Below are 18,614 nucleotides of genomic sequence, written 5' to 3'. Positions count from 1 at the left end.
ACCGCGCTGATCAGCGCGGCAACCGCTCCCAGATAGTTACTTCCGACAGGGTATGCTGGAATTTGTGCTGGGTTTCGCGGATAACGAAAGGCACCTTTCTCGGCTCACTGACTAGCCGGAAATGCTGTGAGAGGTGTTCTTTCAGGCCATCCAGAGTGGTGTGGTTCTCACCATCTTTTTTGAAACCGCCAATCCACTCTTCCTTCGGCGTGTGTTCCTCCAGCCAGGTGTAAGGAGAGGCAATCACCAGTAAGCCACCGTCGTTGATTCGCTCGTGAATGCTGTCCAGGAAACGCCTTGGGCGGTAGAGGCGATCAATAAGGTTGGCCGCCAGAACAAGGTCGTAGCCCGAGTACTGCGGTTTCAGGTTACAGGCATCCCCCTGGTAGAAGCTCACGTTCTCAGAACATTCCTCGAGGCCAAGTTCTTTGAGCGTTCGGGTGTGATAGCTGACCAGTTCGCCTTCCTCTGCAAGTGCATAGCGAATGGAGCCTTGCTCGGCCATTTCCACGCCCAGCCTGATAAAGTTGGCTGAGAAATCGACGCCTTCCACCTGGTCAAAGCGCCTTGCCAGCTCGAAACTGGACCGGCCACAGGCGCAGCCCAGATCCACTGCTTTGCCGGTGGGCTTGCCATTCATGGCACCCAGGGCCAGATCCGCCAGGGCCTTCGGAAAGTTTTCCACGCCAAACCAGGTGTCACCGAAGTGGAGCTCCGCGTATTCAGTCAGCAACCGGTCGCTTTCGTAGTAGGCATTGGGTTGCACCGCTTCGCTTTCCGAGTCGATGTAGCGGAAGCCGGGCAGGAAGATGCTCCATGGTCCAGGTGCAGGTTGGCGTTGGCAGGGTCGTTGTCCACCTCTTTGATACCGGTTTCCTCCCGTTTCCACTCGCAAAAGGCTTTTGCTTCGTGGTAATTGACTTCCACCGGCCAGTCCCACGGCATCTCCACTTCCTCGGTCATCAGTCGCAGGTGCCACCCATTCTGCCAGCGCCAGAACGTTGGATGCCTGGCCTTGGCGAATTGGCGCCAGGCGCAACCTTCTTCACTCCAGAACCGGTCTTCCTGGTAACCGCCAGCTTCAACAAACGCCAGGAATTCCTGATTGCTGACCAGATACTGACTGGCCCTAAACTCATCGACCTCGGCTTCATGCTCGCCGTATTCATTGTCACAGCCGTAGTAGGCGTCATCGTAGGGTTTGCCGATTGAAACTGTGCCGGCTGGCACGGTGATCAGCTCGTTTTCCGGCGCTTCACCGGTTTCACGAATCGGGGCCCCTTCCGGCTGCGGGCGGACCATTGCCAGATCATGCTGGCGGATCAGTACAGACGAGGTCTCCAGATGGATACGCTCGTGCTCGACGCCCATGACGATGGGCCACCAGGGGCTCTCCCAATTGATTGGCAGGCTGAGCGGCAGTGTTTCGATCAACTCGAGAACGGTGGCCCGGACTTTGGCCCGGTAATCCATGACTTCGGCGACGGTAGGCCAGTCGTAATGGTCCTCGTCCAGATCGTCCCAACTCATCTCATCGACACCCACTGCAAAAATCGACTCCATGCGCGGATCGATGCGCTCGGGTAGCAGCTTGGCCAGAACCAGCTTGTTAACGAAGAATGGTGCGGTGTGGCCAAGGTAGAAAATGAGGGGGTGTCTCAGAGGGATCGACTTCTGGAAGTATCCGGCGTCCTCAGCAAACCTGTCGTGCGGCACGCCGCTCTGGATGAGAAGGCGGTTTCCGGTATTGGCACTGTCATTGTCGAACACGTCCTTTGTTTTTTTACCCACATGCATACGTTTCGATGGTCAGGGATGGTTCAATTCTCCCTGCAAACCGTTTAGAGCTTCCCTGTGGTCAAAATGTTACACGCCAGCTTCTTTCGCCAGGGCGACTGTCCGGGGCGCGCACCAGCTGCACCGAGGAGAATCGCCGTAGTAACGGACGGTTGATCAGGTTCAGGGCAGCCATGAACGCAATGTTGGCGGCGAATAGAATGGCAAACGTGCTGTTGGAGAGGCCAGACCATTCCTGGTAGATGAACGGGGAATGGGTGATGAACAACAGCATGGTGCTGAAACACAGAACCTGAATGCCGATAAAACGCATGGTGGTTTTATGTCTGAGCACCAGCAGGTAGTTGGTCACCAGGGACCGAATCGGTGTGGTGGTCGGGATTCGAGGCTGGAGCTTCGGGAAAAGCGCAACCTGCAGCGTCAGGACAAGAAACGCGGCATAGCCCGCCAGCATGAGAAGTATCCACTGCCACTCGCCAAGCGCCAACATGAGTGACCCCAGCGAGGGTGCTGCAGCGGGCGCTATGAACATGATCAGCCCAATGAGGCCGAACAGCCGGGCGGCGGTTTTCATCGGAGCATGCGTATTTTCAGAAATCCCCGTGCATGAGTCGTTCACTTCCTGTAGCCTGCGCGGCTTTTTCTTCCAGAGGCAGACCATATGACCGTGCAATCCGAATCTCCCCCGCAAGCCAGAAGTGGGCCACTGACAGACAGCGATCCCGTTGTTCTGGTGCTAACTATCGGCTTCATACTTCTGTTCGTAGGGGCCTCAATATTCGACAGTAGCTACGTGGCGGAACTCATCGGTAGCGGGTTTGCGTGGACCGCCACCTATCTGGGCTCCTTTTTCCAGTTACTGCTGCTACTCACATTCTTCATCGCCATTGGAACAGCCCTGAGCCGGGCCGGCGCCGCTCGGATAGGCGGACTGGATCGACCAGAAATCGGCCGTTTCCGGTGGCTGTCGATGATCATGTGTACCTTGTTGGCCGGAGGCGGGGTGTTTTTTGCCGCTGGTGAACCGGTTTACCACTTTGTTGTTACGCCTCCGGCTTTTAATACCGAAGCTGGCTCCGCCGCAGCGGTCGCTCCCGCCATGGCCCAGTCGTTCACGCACTGGGGATTCCTGGCATGGGCCGTGCTCGGCTCCCTGACAGCCCTGGTCCTGACGCGGGCCCACTACGGACAGGGCAAACCTTTGCAACCAAGAACGCTGTTGTACCCGGTATTCGGTGAGAAAGTCATTCAGGGGCGCCTCGGTGGTGTCATCGATGCCTTCTGTGTGATTGCCGTGGTGGCCGGCACCGTCGGGCCCATCGGTTTTCTCGCCACCCAGATGAGCTTTGGGTTGCATGAGCTGTTCGGAGTGCCAGACGGCTACGGTACCCAGCTGAGCGTTCTGGTGGTTCTGGCCGGGGTGTACATGACTTCTGCCATGACCGGTCTGCATAAGGGCATTCAGTTGCTGAGCCGTTTCAACGTGATATTGGCGTTGGTTATTGCCGGGGTTATCTTTGTCTTCGGCCCCACGCTGTTCCTGGCGAATACCTACACCCAGTCGATGGGTGAATACGTCACCTCGTTCTTTGCCATGGCAACCATGACCGCAGAAACGGCACCGGCCTGGTGGATGAAATGGTGGACGGTGTTTTTCTTTGCCTGGTTCATTGGTTATACGCCGTTGATGGCAGTGTTTGTTGCCAGAATCTCCCGGGGCCGGACCGTTCGTGAAATGGTTCTGGCGGTGGCCGTATTGGCCCCCATCGCGACCACCATCTGGTTCACCCTGCTCGGTGGCTCCGGTATCTATCACCAGCTAGCCGGTACTTTCGACCTGACTGAAGCTCTGAACAACTTTCGCTTTGATGTCGCCACACTGACCGTGGCTCAGGCTTTGCCCGGCGGCACCTGGATGGCGGCGGCGATTCTGTTGCTGACAACCATTTTCGTTGCCACCACCGGCGACTCCATGAGCTATTCGATTGCTATGGTCGGAGCTGGCCACGACGAACCAAGCCCTTGGATCCGTGTGTTCTGGGGCGGTGCCATGGCATTGATGGCGGCCATTCTTCTGTATATGGGCGCCGGCCAGATTGGCGTACTCCAGCAGTTCATCGTGCTGACAGCGATTCCGGTTTCACTGGTTATCCTCCCCTCGCTCTGGACCGGACCGAAAGCTGCCATGGCGATGGCACGGGAGCAAGGGCTGGTCTAGGCTTTTACGGGGCTGAGCGGAATACAGGGATGTGTTCGCCTGCCCACTTTTCTGACTGAAAGCTCGGGGAGGGCAGATGCTGGAATCGTTTGAAGCCGGTTTCAAGGCATGGTTGTGGCCGGGTTTTACGGCGATTCTCGCGGTTGCCGCGACCTATGTCGTGTACCGACTGGCTCTGGCAGTCTTCCGGCGTTTTTCAGAGTCCAGGACGGTCATTCGCCTGTTCCTCGATGCGGCTGCCCGGGCGCTCGGTGTTGTTTTCTGTCTGCTCACCCTTGCAGGTTCGCTGGCGGCCGCCCCACCGGATCTGCCTTTGATGGCGGCGATTCAGCAAATCACCACCCTTCTGCTCATCCTTGCCATCACCTGGGCGGCCGTTCGACTGACCTCGGCCATAGGCGAGGTCATTGTCGCGCTCAATCCAGTGCTGGAAGGGCAGTGGAAGCGGGCACGCAAGGTCGAAACCCAGACCCGATTCCTGGTCCGCGCACTTAATATTCTCATCGTGATCATCGGCCTGGGCGCTGCCCTGATGACCTTTGAATCGGTTCAGCACATGGGCGCCAGCCTTCTTGCCTCCGCGGGTGTCGGCGGCCTGATTCTAGGGTTCGCGGCCCGTCCTGTGTTGAGCAACCTGCTGGCCGGTATGCAGATCGCTCTGACCCAACCTTTCCGTATAGACGACGTGCTGTATGTGCAGGGCGAGTGGTGCTGGGTAGAGGAAGTGACAGCCACCTATGTGGTTTTGCGGGTCTGGGATCTGCGTCGCCTTGTAGTGCCACTGCAATGGTTTATCGAGAACCCGTTCCAGAACTGGTCCAGGAATACCGCAGAGTTGCTGGGAACAGTTTTTATCTGGGTCGACTACACCATGCCGGTTGAACCGCTCCGGCAGGAATTCACTCGTTTGCTCAATGAATCGGGGCTCTGGGATGGCGAATTTTCCTCGGTGCAGGTGACCGATTCCAGTGATCAGGCCATTCAGGTGCGTTTTTTGATGAGCGCCGCCAACTCCAGCAAGAACTGGGACCTGAGATGTGCGGTCCGGGAGGGCATGGTAACCTTCATCCAGGAAAATTACCCGGCCCAGCTGCCGAGGCTTCGGGCCCGAGTGGTTGAAAGCTGAGCCTTGGTTGAGCGCTTGAAGGCCAGGCGAGATCAGAACTTATAATTTAGCCCCACCGCAAACAGGTACGAGGATTCATCGTAGAAGGTCAGGTTGGATTGGGTGTCGCCAAAGCCGGCAAAAGAAATAAACGACCAGTCCTTCCAGCCCATGAATTGCGGGTACTCGTAAGCTGCAAGCAGGCTGAGCTCATCATCAGAACGCTTTTATTGAACAACGTGCTGGCGCTGCCATCGACGTTAAAGTTGGACGTTGAAGAGATGATCCCCGCATTTAGCGAGACTTCACCACTGAATCCCTTTTGCGGAGGCGCCGGTTGCGCGAATACAGGCAACGCGATGCACAGGATCGGGAGGGCGAGGTACTTTTTCATTCGGATGCTCCGATTATTCTGAATTAGACGCCGTTTCGAGGTCTGACCTCAGTGATGCTCCTTTTACGCGTGAATAGTGTCTTGCGGTTCAGCATGGTTCTAGCGGTGCTGATTTTCCACGCCAAGATGAACTTTACTGGTGAATGGTTGCGAATCTCCCCGGAAATGTATCCCTTTATGCTCTTAGGCAACCTGGCCCTTGCAGCGTTGCTGATAATGTTTTGGATAAGCGGCCGCCAGTCTCCGCCAAATACGTGTTAGGCTCCGCCGAATACCGAAAAGCAAACGACTGGAGTGGCGTACCTGACATGAGCAGTGAAGACCTCAATCAAGTAATGGAAATGGATGGTGAAGAGCGGTACGACTACTTCCTGAGCCAAGTGGCCGAGGAACGGGAAATCTGGATCCTGGTTAACGGCCAGAGCCAATTCCTCAAGATCGCCTCGGACGATGGCGATGTGGAATACCTGCCCGTGTGGCCGGCTTCGGCGTTTGCCGCCGAGTACGCCAACGGCGGCGATGAGCTGACGCCCCGCAGTATTTCACTGCCGGACTTCTTCCGGAAATGGGTCCCCGGTTTAACGAAGGATGGCCTCGATGTGGGTGTATTTCCCGGCCCTGATAAAACGGTATGGATCACCGAACCGGCAGAGCTCAAGCAGGATCTTCAGGACGTAATGTCTGATTTCTAGTACAGTTTTCATCGCCTGGCCGCTTTGGCGAGACGAGTAATATGAAGCGCTGCTTGATTTCGTCTGGTCTGCCCTGATCATTTATCTCAGTACACAATCTGAGGGCAATCAATCATGACTGATATCCGACACCTGGTCTGTCCCCACTGCCACAAGGTAAATCGCGTGCCTGCGGATAAATTGTCATCTGGCGGCAATTGCGGCGCCTGCAAACAGCCGTTGTGGCCGGATCAGGTTCTGGAACTTACAGACCAGAGCTTTGCTAATCATACCGGGCGCAGTGATCTGCCGGTGCTGGTGGACTTCTGGGCGAGCTGGTGTGGCCCCTGCAAAATGATGGCGCCCCAGTTCGAACAGGCCGCGAGAGACTGGCGGGGCAAGGTACGTTTTGCCAAGCTAAATACGGAACAGGCCCAAGGCCCGGCCAGCCAGTTTGGCATTCGCAGCATCCCTACCATGATCCTGTTCCAGAATGGCCGGGAAGTGGCCCGCCAGAGCGGCGCCATGAATCAGGCGCAGATCAGCCAATGGCTGCAGTCGAAGGGTATTCGCTAGCCTGATAAGGCTGTTTATTCGCTGGCCGGTCATTAAAACGCCACAATGGCTGAGGCCCTGCCATTGCAGGGCTGAAGACACCTATCCGAGCTGTTCCCACAAAGTTATCCACAGTTTTTGTGGGTAAAGCTGACTTTGCAGCGACATCGACTTTCTTATGGTATGTAGCCAGAATTCGAGCCAAACTGTCTGTAACTCGAAAGGCAGAGTCGGGCAAGCGACGGCCTTACCCGGTTGATCACTCCAACGAGGACCGAATGAGAGCAGTCCTGTTTATCATCATGGCATTCTGGTTCCTTCCAGTTTCGTCCCAAACGCTCAAGATTATGGGTTCGGACGAGAGCTTTCTCCCGTTTTATTACGGCAATGATCTCAGCGAGGGCATTCTGGTCGAGGTGATCAATGAATTCACCAAACAGACCGGTATCGCAGCCGATTTCGTCCCGATGGCGCGTAAACGCCAGGCCTGGGCTCTGGAACGAGGACTGGCCAACGCGGTTTTCGCCAACCCGCTATGGATGCCTTTGCCGGACCAAATGCACGCCGTAGGGCCGTTGTTAACCTGGCGTGACCGCGTGTTCGCGCAAACGGTGCGATTACATCGTCATGAACGAAACGGAGTTCCGGTTTCTTGCAGAGCTGGGGGACGTAGATCCGGAACCTTATAGCACGGAACTGATAGACGCCGAGTGGCCGGTCTATCTTGGGATACTTGAAAACGAGACAGCTTTAATTGAAGCGGCGGAAGCTTTTTTCTCTACCTACACGATTGACGTGGAGGCCATGCTACCCAGACTGCCACGGCCGGACCGTTGAAGAGATTGATGGTCGGTTTGTCGATACGCCAGGCATGCGAGCGGCTTTCCAGGCGTCGTACCAGAATGTCCGCTTTGCAATCTAGCCGCATCCAGGGCACTACTAAACAGAAGCGAACATTGGGACGAGGAGCTCTTTAACTGCTTTTGCTTGAAGGTGTCGGCCAGCCGTTATCTCTCCAACAAATGCCCTGATTGAGGGACGGGCCGGGAAAGCTCATTACAGGGAGGCCATAAAGGCCTTATCAATTCGTCTGTGTGCACAAAGAGCGTATACAATGGTGGCCGAGATTGGTTCATTAATCATGTGAGGGTACAATGAGCGATAGTCGGCAAACAGCCAAAACGACCTCAAGTGGCAGGGGCCAAGTATCAGGCTCCGGGCCCGGAGATAACGGGCTGGATGCTATCTATCGGTCAATATCGGAAGCCATTATTGAGCATCGGCTCAAGCCGGGTGCACGTCTGCGCGAGGACGCGTTGGCTGATGTTTTCGGTGTCAGCCGTACCGGCATCCGGAAGGTGCTCCAGCGTCTTGCCCTTGAACAATTGGTCACTCTCACGCCACGGCGAGGGGCCAGTGTGACCAGGCCATCGGTCGATGAAGCCAGAGACGTGTTTGAGGCCCGTCTTTTGGTTGAGTGCGCTATGATGGATGCAGCGGCAAAGCGTATCACCGAGGAAGACATTCAGGAGCTGCAGGAGATGGCAAAGCAGGAGCGGGAAGCGCTCCGCAATCGTGAACAGCGAATCGCTATCAAGCTCTCAGCGATCTTCCATGCCCGTCTTGCCGAAATTTCCGGTAACCGTACGTTGGCCGGATTTGTTGGCCAACTGGCCTCCCGCTCCTCGCTAATCCTGGCCGTGTATGGCAATGCCGGTCATCTGGGTTGCGAGTCCCACGACCACGATAACCTGATTGATTTCCTTGCCGCAGGCGATGGGGCGAAGGCCAGTGATTTCATGGAACGACACCTGAAGTCGATCGAAGCGTCGTTATCGATTTTTGAAGAGCCCGAGGAAACCCCGGACTTGTGGGATATCTTTGCGGTTGATGCTTGAGGCTCAAACCAGAACGCCCCGCTTGTGAGGGCGGGGCGTTCTGGCAAGGCCTTGGCAGGCTGTTGGATCAGCTATGGGTCTGAAGCGCCGCCAGGCTCTGTTTTCCGGGCATGATCACCCAGTAGAACAGGCCGCCGAGGGCGGCACCAATCAACCATCCGTAACCGCCCAGGCTGCTCAGGGCCGGTACCAGAACCGTCGAGATGGAGAACAGGGCCGCTAGGGCGAAGGCCGCAATAGCACGGGTGTTCCATCCCTTGGCGTAGTGATAGGCGCCGTCGGGGCTGGAGGAGAACAGCTGCTCCATGTTCAGGTCCTGTTTTTTGATCAGGTAGTAGTCCACCACCAGGATGCCGTAGAAGGGTGCGAGTATGGCACCGAGCGCATTCACGAAGCCGGGTACCCCGATCTGGCTGATCACCGACACCCACAGTGCTCCAACAAAGAACGCAATGGTTGCGGTAATCAGCCCGCCGATCCGGAAGCTGATTTTACTGGGGAACAGGTTGGCCAAGTCGTAAGCTGGCGGAATGAAGTTGGCTACCAAATTGATGCCCACCGTTGCGGCGAAGAAGGTCAGCGCCGCGATAATGGTCAGAGCCACGGAATCGACGCGTTCCACGATTTCAGTGGGGTTGGTCAACGGCTCGCCAAACAGCACGAGGGTGCCCGCGGTGATGATCAGGGCGATGAATGAAAAGAACGCCACGTTCAGGGGCAGGCCTAGCAGGTTGCCTAGTTTCATTTCTTTCTCACTGCGGACAAACCGGGTGAAGTCGCCGAAGTTGATAACCACGGCTGCGAAGTAGGCCACCATGGTGCCGACGATTGCAAAGAAGGCACCAATCGGGTTCACCGATTCCCCACTACTGGAGCTGAAGATGGAGCCTACGGCGGGCAGGAGTTGATCGCCCGCCTTAGTCCAGACCACGATCATCAGGCCAATCATCACCAGGTAAACTAGAGGGCCGGCGCAGTTCAGGAAGCGCTGAATGTGCCGTAGGCCACTGCAGAAGATGGCGATCTGAAAAACCCATACGATCACGAAGGAAAGCCAGGCCACGCCCGACAGCCCGAGGAACGTGGTGCCGTCGCCCGGGCCGTAGAAGGCCGTAATCAGCAATGTCACGGCGGTGGAGGCGAAGTAGGTTTGCACGCCGTACCAGAAGATGCCAACGATCCCCCGCAGCATGGCCGGAAAGTTGGCACCCCGAACCCCCATGCTGGCGCGGCTCAGCACGGGAAAGGGAATACCGTATTTGACGCTGGGCCGTCCCGACAGGTTGACCAGTACCATCACAATAAAGCCGGCGAGGATAATTGCGGCCATAACGGCCCATCCATTCAGCCCATAGGTCAGGAACAGGGAGGCTGCCAGAGTGTAGCCAAACAGGCTTTGGATATCGTTGGACCACACGTTGAAGATTTCAAACCAGCCCCAGGTTCGCTTGGTGTGTGGGATCGGCGCCAGATCCTCGTTATAGAGCGTGGGATCGATCTGGCGGATGTTCAGTTCACTGTCTTTCATGATTGTCACCGTTTTGTCTGAGGGCGTATTCAGTCGCGGAAGCGCTGACAGGCCGGCCAGTGTTTCATGAGCAGGTAATAGCTCAGCCCGGCGGGAATCAGGCTGGCGTACCAGGACACGGCCGAGAAACTCAGGGCAACGATGACGCCCAGGACGGTTGCAATCAGAGCCGCATAGTTCACGCCCTTATAGGGGCCATCGGGGTTGTAGAGGTGATCCAGATTCAGTGTACGACCACGGATCAGGTAGTAGTCCACCACCAGGATGGCGAAGATCGGTCCGAGGAACGCGGAGTAGGTCTGTACAAAGATCTGCAGGCCAGCCGCAGAGCCGTCTTTCACCAGTTCCCAGGGGAAGGTGGCGAATGCCAGCAGGCCAACAATGATAGTGGCCTTGCGGAAGGTCAGCTTGAATACGTCCATCAGAACATAGGTGGGCGGTACCACATTATTCAGCACGTTGGTGGTGACCTGCGCAAAAGCAATGAACATCAGGGTGGTCATCAGAAGCGGCTGGTTATCTACAGCGTTGGCGAACACTTGAATCGGGTCGGCAATGCCGGTGGCTTCTGAAACCATGTAGCCGATCAGGCCCATGAACAGGGTGCAAGGCAGGATCGACATGGAGTAGATGGTGGTCAGCAGTCCGGGGCCGGTGCCGTATTCATGCTCCCGTGCGTAGTCACTCACATTGAGGATCATGGTGCTGTAGATGCCAAGGAACAGCATGGTGGCACCCCAGAATGGCAGGCCCCAGGAGCCTTCCATGGTCAGCAGGTTCGCCGAGAGGGTGTCGCCGTAGCGCTGGACGGTGCTGTAGAACATGTAGACGAGGGAGGCCAGGATGAAAGCGCTGCCCACGTTCTCCAGCCATTTGATGCCCTGGAAGCCGGTGACGGAGAGGGCGATCTGCAGCAGCTGGAAGGCGATGAAGAAAAAGACCAGGTTATCGAAGCCAAAGAGGGTGGTAGAGACCATGTTCAGCGCCCCGGCACCAATCCAGCTTTGGAAGCCGTACCAGACGATGGCAGGGACCGCCCGAACCAGCCCCGGCAGGCGGGTACCGCCGAAACCGAAGGCGCTGCGGGCCTGTACCATAAAAGGAATGCCGTATTTGTAGCCGGCTGCGCCATTCAGGGCCAGTGCTGCGCCAATAATGAAACAACCAATGGCGATGGCCAGCGAGGCCTGCAGCAGGTTCAGTGTGCCAACCACGCTGGATCCCATGGTAAAGGTGCCGATGGAAACGCAGCCACCGAACCACGCCAGCAGATAAGAAGTGCGCCCCATGATGCGGGTTTTCTGGGGGGCAAGGGATTCTTCCCCGAGTGCCTTGGAGGCGGTGCCGGGTGCTTCCTGGTAGGAAGCATCAAAATGGGTCTGTGTTTGAGGGGTGCTCATGGTCTTCCTCGTTGTGTATGCAGTGTCGTTGTCCACGCCGTTACCGGTGTAGATGTGTGTGCCCCGTGTGGTTCTGGTGGGGATTTATAGTTGGGACTGCATCAGATCTCTTGGCGGTGATGTCTTTTTTATTATTTATTCAGGTGAGAGAAACTCTCAAAGCGACCGACGAACGGCTTCGGACGCGGGAACGCCAGGTCACCGTGTTTGCTGGTGCCCAGGTTCAGTCCAACCAGGGCTTCCGACAATTTCACAGCGGCCGTGACGCCTTCGACAATTGGCAGACCGACGGCCTCCGAGATGTAATCGGTGAGGTCGGCCATGCCGCCACAACCGAGCACAATGGCGCCGATGTTGTCTTCTTCTTTTGCCCGCAGGCACTCTTCGATCAGGCGTTGAAGGGCGGCGTCCGCGTTGTCTTCCAGGTCCAGCACGGGGATTTCTGCGGCCCGAACCCGACGGCAGTGATGACTGAAGCCGTAGTTCTCCAACAGGTGCTCGGCAATAATGCCGGTACGTCCCAGAGTGGTGACAACGGAAAAGCGCGTGCTGATCATGGTGGCGACGTGGAAGGCCGCTTCGGCAATGCCGACAACGGGTGCTCGGGTGAGCTCCCGCGCTGCCAGGAGGCCGGGGTCCCCAAAGCAGGCGATGATGTAGGCATGAACAGGGTCGTCACCCCGTTCGCCGGCCAGGACCTCCTCGGCAACACCGACGGCGCTGATGGCTTCGTCGAAGTGGCTTTCGATGGACACCGGGCCGCTATCCGGCTGGGTTGCGGTAATTCTGGTGCCCGGTGCAGCCACGTTTTCGGCCGCTTTGCCGATGGTCTCGGTCATGCCGCGTGTGGTGTTGGGATTGATGATTCGGATATGCACGGTTTCCCCGGTTCGATTTTTTGGTGAACAAAACAATAAGTAATTGTACACAATCTAGAACGACTTCTGCGGAGGGTGCAAGTTTTTGTTGCAGAAAAATTGCAATCCTCAGGTTCTGCTGGGCGCTTAGCAGGCCATGAGCCCGGCCTTGAAGGCGATTCATCGCTCTGAGTGACGTAAATTTTTCACAAAAACAGATTTTTTGTATACAATTTTGTGTCAACGTAAAGTCAATAGCCCCGAAATCGATTTCCTGTATTAAGTTGAGGACGCGTAGTTATGAGTATGACAACGGATTACCCCCGTGACCTGATCGGCTATGGCCGTGATCTTCCGGAGGTTCGCTGGCCGGGCCAGGCGAGGGTGGCCGTACAGTTCGTGCTCAACTACGAGGAGGGCGGCGAGAACTGCGTGCTGCATGGTGATAGCCACTCCGAGCGTTTTCTGTCCGAAATTGTGGGCGCTGAGCCGTTTGAAGACCGCCACATGAGCATGGAGTCGATCTATGAATATGGCTCCCGGGTTGGGGTCTGGCGTTTGTTGAAAGAGTTCGAGCGCCGTGACCTTCCGCTAACGGTGTTTGGGGTTGCGATGGCGTTACAGCGTCATCCGGAGGTGGCGCAGGCCTTCCGTGAGCTGAGTCATGAGGTGGCCTGTCATGGCTGGCGCTGGATTCACTACCAGGACATTCCGGAGGACATCGAACGTGAGCACATGCGTCGTGCTATCGAGATATTCCAGGAACTTTACGGCGAAACGCCCATGGGCTGGTATACCGGCCGGGACAGTCCGAACACTCGTCGCCTGCTGATGGACGAGGGCAGTTTCCTGTACGACTCCGACTATTACGGTGATGATTTGCCATTCTGGGTTCAGCAACAGGATTCCGCTGGCGAGTCCCATAATCATCTGGTGGTGCCGTACACCCTCGACACCAACGATATGCGATTCGCAACACCGCAGGGTTTCAATACCGGGGATCACTTCTTCGAGTACCTGCGTGATGCTTTTGACGTTCTCTATGAAGAGGGCAAGGAAACGCCGAAGATGCTTTCGGTGGGGCTGCATTGCCGGCTAATCGGCCGGCCGGGCCGCTTCCGTGGATTGCAGCGTTTTCTCGACCATATTGAGTCCCACGACCGTGTCTGGGTGACACGTCGCGCGGATATTGCCCGGCACTGGGCAAAGCACCATCCTTTTGAATCCGGAGCACTCTTATGATCGACAGGCAAAATCCCTCTCCCTACTACGCACCGACCGGCGGCCATCCTCCCCAGACACAGCTGCTGACGGATCGCGCCGTGTTCACCGAGGCGTATGCCGTCATCCCGAAAGGCGTGATGCGGGACATCGTCGCCAGTTACCTGCCGTTCTGGGAAAAAACGCGTTTGTGGGTTTTGTCCCGCCCGCTCTCCGGATTTGCCGAGACCTTCTCGCAGTACATCATGGAAGTGTCTCCGGGTGGCGGTAGCGAGCGACCGGAGGTTGATCCCGGAGCCGAAGGCATTCTGTTTGTGGTGGAAGGCCAGATGACGCTGACCCTAGCAGGGGAAACGCATAAGATGGCGCCGGGTGGCTATGCATTTATTCCGCCGGGCAGTGATTGGGCGGTGCGCAATGAGTCTGGCTCAACGGTTCGGTTCCACTGGATTCGAAAGGCCTACGAAGCGGTGGATGGCGTCGACTATCCGGAGCCGTTTGTCACAAATGAAGCCGACATTGAGCCCATCGAGATGCCGGACACCAGCGGCTGCTGGGCCACCACGCGTTTTGTGGACCAGAGCGATATGCGCCACGACATGCACGTGAATATCGTGACCTTCCAGCCAGGGGGCGTGATTCCCTTTGCAGAAACCCATGTGATGGAGCACGGGCTGTATGTGCTCGAAGGCAAGGCCGTCTACCTGCTAAACAAGGATTGGGTGGAGGTGGAAGCCGGTGACTACATGTGGCTCAGGGCGTTCTGCCCCCAGGCCTGCTATGCCGGCGGCCCGGGCCGTTTCCGATACCTGCTGTACAAAGACGTGAATCGCCACATGAAGCTCAATGGCTTCGGTGCTCGCTGAAAAGCAAAGGGAAAACCATCATGCTGAAACTGACAGCCCAGCCTTTGACACCGGAAGCCTTCGCTCCCTTTGGCGATGTGATCGACAGCCGGAGCGCTACGAACTTCTTCCCCATCAACGGTGGCCGTACCCAGCGCCACCATGATCTGGCTGGTGTTGAGATACTGGGTGAGGGCGGCCGACCGATGATCAGTATTTTCGTGAGCCAGCCGGTGCAGGTTCCACTGCAGGTTGACTGTCTGGAGCGGCACCCGTTGGGAAGCCAGGCGTTCGTTCCCATGCACGGCGAGCGTTTCCTGATAGTCGTGGCACCGCCGGGCGACGGCATTGATCCGGAAGCGGTTCGTGCCTTCGTAACCGACGGACGGCAGGGTATCAATTACCGTGCAGGCACTTGGCACGCCGTGCATTCGGTCTTGGAGTGCGAGGGTGAGTTTCTTGTTGTTGACCGGGGTGGGCCAGGGCACAACTGTGATGAGCACCCAGTTCACGCGCTCATCACTCTGAATTGATCGAACCGTCGGTTGACATCGGGTTCTACCGTGTTTCCACAGACGGCTTTAAAACGGCTGTGGAAGTACCCCGAATGTTCGCTTTGCGACCATACCGTGTACCAAAAGCTTGTTCCTTGAGGGCACAAAACATGTTGTGCCGCTGGCCTGGGTTTGGGATCGCGGAGCCAGAGAATGGCTTGGCCAGAAGCGCCGGTCCATCGCCAATGATCCGGTTAATCTTTTGCCGGTCAAGGCGAGCCTGAGCAAGGGAGCCAAAGGCCCCGACGAATGGCTGCCCCCATTGGGCGAGTGCGGCTATGTAGCTCGCTTCGTTCGGGTGGTAAAGTCATACTATCTGCAGCCCACTGCCCCGGAGTTGGCCTGCTTGTGATTGCGGAGAGTGTGCCATGAAAACCAAACGCCCAACCGAAAAAGAACTCCTGGACGGCCTAGATGCCCACACGGCCCATGCTGACGAGCTGGCCGAGCCGCTCCCTCAGGAGCTTACACCTCTGGAACGCCTAAAGGGGACAGTCAAAGCCTACGAGCGACCAACTGATCCGGTTTGGGACGAGTGGTTCGACTCTGAAGGCGTTAGTGACGACTTTATGGAGGATCGAGAGCAGCCCAAGAAAGGACGAGAATAATGGCTATCGATAATGAAAAGGCCAAAGGGCATGTGGCTCTCAAGGGATTCTTTGGTATCTGTCGCGAGTGGGACTGCACCCAGGAAGAGATGATGCAGATGCTCGGCGGTGTATCCCGGAGCACGCTGGCCAAGTATCAGAAGCTGCCACACGTAAAGCTCTCGCGGGATACCCTGGAGCGCATCAGCTACATCCTGGGCATCTACGAATCCCTGAGGGTTATGTATCCAACGGCCGAACGCGCCAATCGTCGGATTCGCCTGGAAACCAGTGAGCCTCCCTACCTTGGAGCGTCAGCCCTGGACTTTATGGCGCAAGGCTCCATGAAGCACCTCATGGAAACTCGACGCTACTTTGATGCAAAGCGGGCGGGGTGACCAGCCCCCGTCGACCAAGATTTTGGGCGGTCAGTTTGGTCACCTTTTTTGCTTGAGCGGTAGGAAATACGGAGCCAGCTCGAGAGGCCTTCCATGCTAAGGATCACCCGGATCGACCTGAACCCCTTTTTCACCTTGCCGCACCGCACCAGCGGCTCTGCCGGTGTGCCTCTGCATAATCGCCTGCCGTTTTATCGAGCCTATGCCACCGGCCTTCCGAGTCATGTGAAGAGTCTTGTGCTGACCTCTGATCTCCAGGGGCGAGAAGCCGGCAGTCAGAATCGGCTGCTCGGCGTGCCTGTGGCTGAGGCACTTTCGGCATTGTCTCGGGAAGGTGTCATTCCGGCTCCCGACGCGGTGTTTCTTTGCGGCGACCTGTACGACTATCCCGACTGCCACAAAAGGGGCGGTACTGGAACGGTAGATGAGGTGTTCCAGGCGTTTTCTGAGGTCACGCCCGAAGTTGTCGGCGTCCTGGGGAACCACGACCAGATGGATCATCCCGAAGCGCTTCCAGATAACACCACCCTTCTGGATGGCGGGGTGGTTAGGGTTTTGGGCAACCTGAACGTCGGTGGCGTCAGCGGTATCGTGGGCAATCCGAATCGCAATCAACGGCGAACCGAGGACGATTTTCTGGCCGCACTGGAATCGGTAACCGATCAAGCCCCTGAGATCCTTCTGCTCCATCAAGGCCCAACCGACCCGGAACGGGCGAATCGACGGGGTGATCCTGGGGTAGCGCTGTCGCTCGAAACCGGATTTCAAGGGCTCACCGTGTTCGGCCATACTCGGTGGGGCTGGCCCTGGCTGATTTCTCTGGGTGAGGGTCAGGCTTTGAATGTCGATGGGCGGGTCGTGGTGGTTTTGCCGGAGGTTGACGGAGTTTTCGGTTTCAGTGCAAAGGTCAAAATTCCATAGCCGGAAAAAATGTCCTAGAAACCGTGGACACACCATGGACACAATTTGGACACAGACAAATAAAAAGGGCCTACGTTTTCACGTAAGCCCTTGAAAAATATGGCGCGCCCGAGAGGATTCGAACCTCTGACCTCTGCCTCCGGAGGGCACAGATTTAGGTCGGTGTTGAGCGGTATAGTAGGGGCTGATTCGAGCCAGTTCAAGCAGATGCAGTAAGAAGACCTGCTTGTATGGAACCCTTGTCCTGAGCGGTTTTCAACGATTAACGCCATTTCTGGGCACAGAGATGTCCTGAATTGATTGACTGAAATTGGACACTTTGACCGCTGCCTGACATGGGATTTCTTCGATCGTATGGCATTATCTCATGCCTTTGAGTTTGGTCAATGTGTCGGGTTTTGGCTGTCTCGTTAAGGACAGAAGAGACTCAAAAGAATTGTAGCATGCTACATATTTTTGAGTTTTTTGAAGCGGATAGGGGGCACCATTTTCGTCTCAAGTTCCACGCCTCTGCAGACAATGTTGAAACGCCGGGACCGTCCTCACGCAAGGTTCAAGAGCGTTGCTGTGTAGCTGGGAATTGTTTGCTGGGTGAGATTTAGCAAATGTCTCAGACGGCAATTCACCAAAAAGTTGTCTGTAGTCTGAGGAGAACTGGCTTAGATGGTAAAAGCCGTTGAATGAGGCAGCTTCAGAAACGGAGCTTGTTGAAGGCTGGCACAGCATTCTTTTCGCCCTGTTTAATCTGCTTATCCTCAGGAAGGTCATGGGGCTAATGCCAAGAATCGTCTCAAAGCTATATTGCAAAGTCCGCCGGCTAGCGCACCCCACTTCGCATAGAGTTGTCATGGTGACAGGGGCAATACTCTCCGTTGCCATGTAATCCTTGATTCGCTCTACCACGGCTTTTCTGTGCTGATAACTTGGAGCCACCTTCTTATTGGGGATCTCCTCCGCTAACAACTCCAGCAACCCCATGATCAACAAGTCATGGTGAAGGTCTGAGTCGATTTTGTTTATTGTTGGCTGAAGGATTCGCCGCAATAAGTATCGGAAGTTCTGTAAAGTTCTTAGTGAAAGGCGTAACCGAGGGTAGTTCTTGGCATCTAGCAACTTAAGATCAATATCCTCTGATGCCTTGTGGGACTGAAGCTTGGCTTTGCTAACAACAATGCTTAGCATGTCGAAGCTTTCTGGAGTGACGAGCTCGAATTCTGTGCTCCCAGGCCTACAGAGAACATCACTGGATTCGACGCTCTGGCCATTGATGCGCGTTTCGTTGCGCTTACTTGGAAACCCGAACCAAAATGAGTCTGGCCAAACCTTACAGCGCTGAAGTAAGGAGCGGCCAGTATGTTCATTGAATAACTGAAGCCCACCAAAATTCAGCTCGTCGATACGTCCGCAAAAACGCCCCGCCCCTATTTGGTCGTACTCCTGTTCCCAGTCTGTAAGGTTGCCTGCCTGATCATTGGCATCATTTGCGATGACTGTGCACCTATGTGGTGCATGTTGTTCTTGTCGGTGTGTCAATGGCCATTTATTTTGACCCACCTTTGGCCAATAAAATTGACCCACCTTTCATAGTCTAGCTTGTTGTCTTCTGCTTCAGCCGATAGCTTTCTCCTCCCAGCATAAAGATGTGTGAATGGTGGATGACCCGAT

The 18,614-nt window shown here is 56.2% G+C and carries 21 protein-coding genes; 13 read left to right on the top strand and 8 right to left on the bottom strand.

Annotation, left to right across the window (positions count from 1 at the left end; all coding sequences use genetic code 11):
• Positions 1 to 10 precede the first annotated feature (10 nt).
• From AC13E3_RS02775 to AC13E3_RS02765, 3 genes are all read right to left on the bottom strand, one after another.
• Positions 11 to 766, bottom strand: a complete 756-nt coding sequence (locus AC13E3_RS02775; RefSeq protein WP_482901679.1) for a putative 4-mercaptohistidine N1-methyltransferase — start codon at positions 764 to 766, stop codon at positions 11 to 13.
• Positions 727 to 1,791, bottom strand: a complete 1,065-nt coding sequence (gene ovoA, locus AC13E3_RS02770) for a 5-histidylcysteine sulfoxide synthase (protein ID WP_199185495.1) — start codon at positions 1,789 to 1,791, stop codon at positions 727 to 729. The genes AC13E3_RS02775 and ovoA overlap by 40 nt, the downstream gene beginning before the upstream one ends.
• 67 nt (positions 1,792 to 1,858) lie before the next feature.
• Positions 1,859 to 2,371 carry an MFS transporter gene (locus AC13E3_RS02765; RefSeq protein ID WP_254775558.1) on the bottom strand — a complete coding sequence of 171 codons (513 nt, stop codon included), beginning with the start codon at positions 2,369 to 2,371 and terminating at the stop codon, positions 1,859 to 1,861.
• An 87-nt stretch (positions 2,372 to 2,458) separates the two neighbouring features.
• Here AC13E3_RS02765 and AC13E3_RS02760 point away from each other — a divergent pair, with 87 nt between their 5' ends.
• Both AC13E3_RS02760 and AC13E3_RS02755 read left to right on the top strand, forming a co-directional pair.
• Entirely contained in the window at positions 2,459 to 4,015 is a 1,557-nt protein-coding gene (locus AC13E3_RS02760; protein ID WP_482901678.1) for a BCCT family transporter, read from the top strand.
• A gap of 76 nt (positions 4,016 to 4,091) precedes the next feature.
• Positions 4,092 to 5,141: a mechanosensitive ion channel family protein gene (locus tag AC13E3_RS02755; RefSeq protein WP_482901677.1), complete on the top strand. Its 1,050-nt coding sequence runs from the start codon at positions 4,092 to 4,094 to the stop codon at positions 5,139 to 5,141.
• Between the two features lie 32 nt (positions 5,142 to 5,173).
• On the opposite strand, the gene AC13E3_RS02750 is transcribed toward AC13E3_RS02755, so the two are convergent.
• Entirely contained in the window at positions 5,174 to 5,293 is a 120-nt protein-coding gene (locus tag AC13E3_RS02750; RefSeq protein ID WP_008172339.1) for a DUF2860 family protein, read from the bottom strand.
• A 529-nt stretch (positions 5,294 to 5,822) separates the two neighbouring features.
• On the opposite strand from AC13E3_RS02750, the gene AC13E3_RS02745 reads away from it, so the two are divergent.
• The 4 genes from AC13E3_RS02745 to AC13E3_RS02730 all read left to right on the top strand — a co-directional run bounded on the left by AC13E3_RS02745 (position 5,823) and on the right by AC13E3_RS02730 (position 8,638).
• Positions 5,823 to 6,206: a DUF2750 domain-containing protein gene (locus tag AC13E3_RS02745; protein ID WP_008172335.1), complete on the top strand. Its 384-nt coding sequence runs from the start codon at positions 5,823 to 5,825 to the stop codon at positions 6,204 to 6,206.
• Between the two features lie 114 nt (positions 6,207 to 6,320).
• Positions 6,321 to 6,761, top strand: coding sequence for a thioredoxin TrxC (gene trxC, locus AC13E3_RS02740; protein WP_008172333.1), 441 nt, complete (start codon positions 6,321 to 6,323; stop codon positions 6,759 to 6,761).
• Between the two features lie 257 nt (positions 6,762 to 7,018).
• Positions 7,019 to 7,429 carry a hypothetical protein gene (locus tag AC13E3_RS02735; RefSeq protein ID WP_476158812.1) on the top strand — a complete coding sequence of 137 codons (411 nt, stop codon included), beginning with the start codon at positions 7,019 to 7,021 and terminating at the stop codon, positions 7,427 to 7,429.
• A gap of 465 nt (positions 7,430 to 7,894) precedes the next feature.
• Entirely contained in the window at positions 7,895 to 8,638 is a 744-nt protein-coding gene (locus tag AC13E3_RS02730; protein WP_008172329.1) for a GntR family transcriptional regulator, read from the top strand.
• A gap of 67 nt (positions 8,639 to 8,705) precedes the next feature.
• Here AC13E3_RS02730 and AC13E3_RS02725 read toward each other — a convergent pair whose 3' ends face one another.
• The 3 genes from AC13E3_RS02725 to AC13E3_RS02715 all read right to left on the bottom strand — a co-directional run bounded on the left by AC13E3_RS02725 (position 8,706) and on the right by AC13E3_RS02715 (position 12,444).
• A complete protein-coding gene (locus AC13E3_RS02725; RefSeq protein ID WP_008172327.1) occupies positions 8,706 to 10,166 on the bottom strand; it encodes an NCS1 family nucleobase:cation symporter-1 in 1,461 nt (486 codons plus the stop codon).
• A gap of 29 nt (positions 10,167 to 10,195) precedes the next feature.
• Positions 10,196 to 11,566, bottom strand: coding sequence for an NCS1 family transporter (locus AC13E3_RS02720; protein ID WP_273045040.1), 1,371 nt, complete (start codon positions 11,564 to 11,566; stop codon positions 10,196 to 10,198).
• 131 nt (positions 11,567 to 11,697) lie between these two features.
• Positions 11,698 to 12,444 carry an aspartate/glutamate racemase family protein gene (locus AC13E3_RS02715; RefSeq protein ID WP_008170030.1) on the bottom strand — a complete coding sequence of 249 codons (747 nt, stop codon included), beginning with the start codon at positions 12,442 to 12,444 and terminating at the stop codon, positions 11,698 to 11,700.
• Positions 12,445 to 12,729: 285 nt separating this feature from the next.
• On the opposite strand from AC13E3_RS02715, the gene puuE reads away from it, so the two are divergent.
• The 7 genes from puuE (at position 12,730) to AC13E3_RS02680 (ending at position 16,949) form a co-directional block, all read left to right on the top strand.
• Entirely contained in the window at positions 12,730 to 13,665 is a 936-nt protein-coding gene (gene puuE, locus AC13E3_RS02710) for an allantoinase PuuE (protein WP_008170031.1), read from the top strand.
• Positions 13,662 to 14,510 carry a bifunctional allantoicase/(S)-ureidoglycine aminohydrolase gene (locus tag AC13E3_RS02705; RefSeq protein WP_273045038.1) on the top strand — a complete coding sequence of 283 codons (849 nt, stop codon included), beginning with the start codon at positions 13,662 to 13,664 and terminating at the stop codon, positions 14,508 to 14,510. The genes puuE and AC13E3_RS02705 overlap by 4 nt, the downstream gene beginning before the upstream one ends.
• Positions 14,511 to 14,530: 20 nt before the next feature.
• Complete coding sequence (locus AC13E3_RS02700; protein WP_008170033.1) at positions 14,531 to 15,022, top strand: ureidoglycolate lyase; 492 nt, start codon at positions 14,531 to 14,533, stop codon at positions 15,020 to 15,022.
• A gap of 136 nt (positions 15,023 to 15,158) precedes the next feature.
• A complete protein-coding gene (locus tag AC13E3_RS02695; RefSeq protein WP_273084905.1) occupies positions 15,159 to 15,395 on the top strand; it encodes an HNH endonuclease family protein in 237 nt (78 codons plus the stop codon).
• A gap of 16 nt (positions 15,396 to 15,411) precedes the next feature.
• Positions 15,412 to 15,651 carry an AbrB/MazE/SpoVT family DNA-binding domain-containing protein gene (locus tag AC13E3_RS02690; RefSeq protein ID WP_008170035.1) on the top strand — a complete coding sequence of 80 codons (240 nt, stop codon included), beginning with the start codon at positions 15,412 to 15,414 and terminating at the stop codon, positions 15,649 to 15,651.
• Positions 15,651 to 16,028: an antitoxin Xre-like helix-turn-helix domain-containing protein gene (locus AC13E3_RS02685; RefSeq protein ID WP_092034452.1), complete on the top strand. Its 378-nt coding sequence runs from the start codon at positions 15,651 to 15,653 to the stop codon at positions 16,026 to 16,028. The genes AC13E3_RS02690 and AC13E3_RS02685 overlap by 1 nt, the downstream gene beginning before the upstream one ends.
• 93 nt (positions 16,029 to 16,121) lie before the next feature.
• Positions 16,122 to 16,949, top strand: coding sequence for a metallophosphoesterase family protein (locus AC13E3_RS02680; protein WP_273084903.1), 828 nt, complete (start codon positions 16,122 to 16,124; stop codon positions 16,947 to 16,949).
• 495 nt (positions 16,950 to 17,444) lie between these two features.
• Here AC13E3_RS02680 and AC13E3_RS02675 read toward each other — a convergent pair whose 3' ends face one another.
• Entirely contained in the window at positions 17,445 to 17,798 is a 354-nt protein-coding gene (locus tag AC13E3_RS02675; RefSeq protein ID WP_227497828.1) for a helix-turn-helix domain-containing protein, read from the bottom strand.
• Positions 17,799 to 18,614 lie beyond the last annotated feature (816 nt).

The organism is Marinobacter sp. L-80 (assembly GCF_056859395.1).
Note: the sequence above shows the minus strand (reverse complement) of the source record. Positions and strands in the feature narration are given on the sequence as shown.

Bases quoted from the DNA above. Each gene is read 5' to 3' on its own strand.
- AC13E3_RS02765 (WP_254775558.1), bottom strand. From the start codon at position 2,371: ATGAAAACCGCCGCCCGGCTGTTCGGCCTCATTGGGCTGATCATGTTC.
- AC13E3_RS02760 (WP_482901678.1), top strand. From the start codon at position 2,459: ATGACCGTGCAATCCGAATCTCCCCCGCAAGCCAGAAGTGGGCCACTG.
- AC13E3_RS02755 (WP_482901677.1), top strand. From the start codon at position 4,092: ATGCTGGAATCGTTTGAAGCCGGTTTCAAGGCATGGTTGTGGCCGGGT.
- AC13E3_RS02750 (WP_008172339.1), bottom strand. From the start codon at position 5,293: ATGGGCTGGAAGGACTGGTCGTTTATTTCTTTTGCCGGCTTTGGCGAC.
- AC13E3_RS02745 (WP_008172335.1), top strand. From the start codon at position 5,823: ATGAGCAGTGAAGACCTCAATCAAGTAATGGAAATGGATGGTGAAGAG.
- trxC (WP_008172333.1), top strand. From the start codon at position 6,321: ATGACTGATATCCGACACCTGGTCTGTCCCCACTGCCACAAGGTAAAT.
- AC13E3_RS02735 (WP_476158812.1), top strand. From the start codon at position 7,019: ATGAGAGCAGTCCTGTTTATCATCATGGCATTCTGGTTCCTTCCAGTT.
- AC13E3_RS02730 (WP_008172329.1), top strand. From the start codon at position 7,895: ATGAGCGATAGTCGGCAAACAGCCAAAACGACCTCAAGTGGCAGGGGC.
- AC13E3_RS02725 (WP_008172327.1), bottom strand. From the start codon at position 10,166: ATGAAAGACAGTGAACTGAACATCCGCCAGATCGATCCCACGCTCTAT.
- AC13E3_RS02720 (WP_273045040.1), bottom strand. From the start codon at position 11,566: ATGAGCACCCCTCAAACACAGACCCATTTTGATGCTTCCTACCAGGAA.
- puuE (WP_008170031.1), top strand. From the start codon at position 12,730: ATGACAACGGATTACCCCCGTGACCTGATCGGCTATGGCCGTGATCTT.
- AC13E3_RS02705 (WP_273045038.1), top strand. From the start codon at position 13,662: ATGATCGACAGGCAAAATCCCTCTCCCTACTACGCACCGACCGGCGGC.
- AC13E3_RS02700 (WP_008170033.1), top strand. From the start codon at position 14,531: ATGCTGAAACTGACAGCCCAGCCTTTGACACCGGAAGCCTTCGCTCCC.
- AC13E3_RS02690 (WP_008170035.1), top strand. From the start codon at position 15,412: ATGAAAACCAAACGCCCAACCGAAAAAGAACTCCTGGACGGCCTAGAT.
- AC13E3_RS02685 (WP_092034452.1), top strand. From the start codon at position 15,651: ATGGCTATCGATAATGAAAAGGCCAAAGGGCATGTGGCTCTCAAGGGA.
- AC13E3_RS02680 (WP_273084903.1), top strand. From the start codon at position 16,122: ATGCTAAGGATCACCCGGATCGACCTGAACCCCTTTTTCACCTTGCCG.
- AC13E3_RS02675 (WP_227497828.1), bottom strand. From the start codon at position 17,798: ATGACAACTCTATGCGAAGTGGGGTGCGCTAGCCGGCGGACTTTGCAA.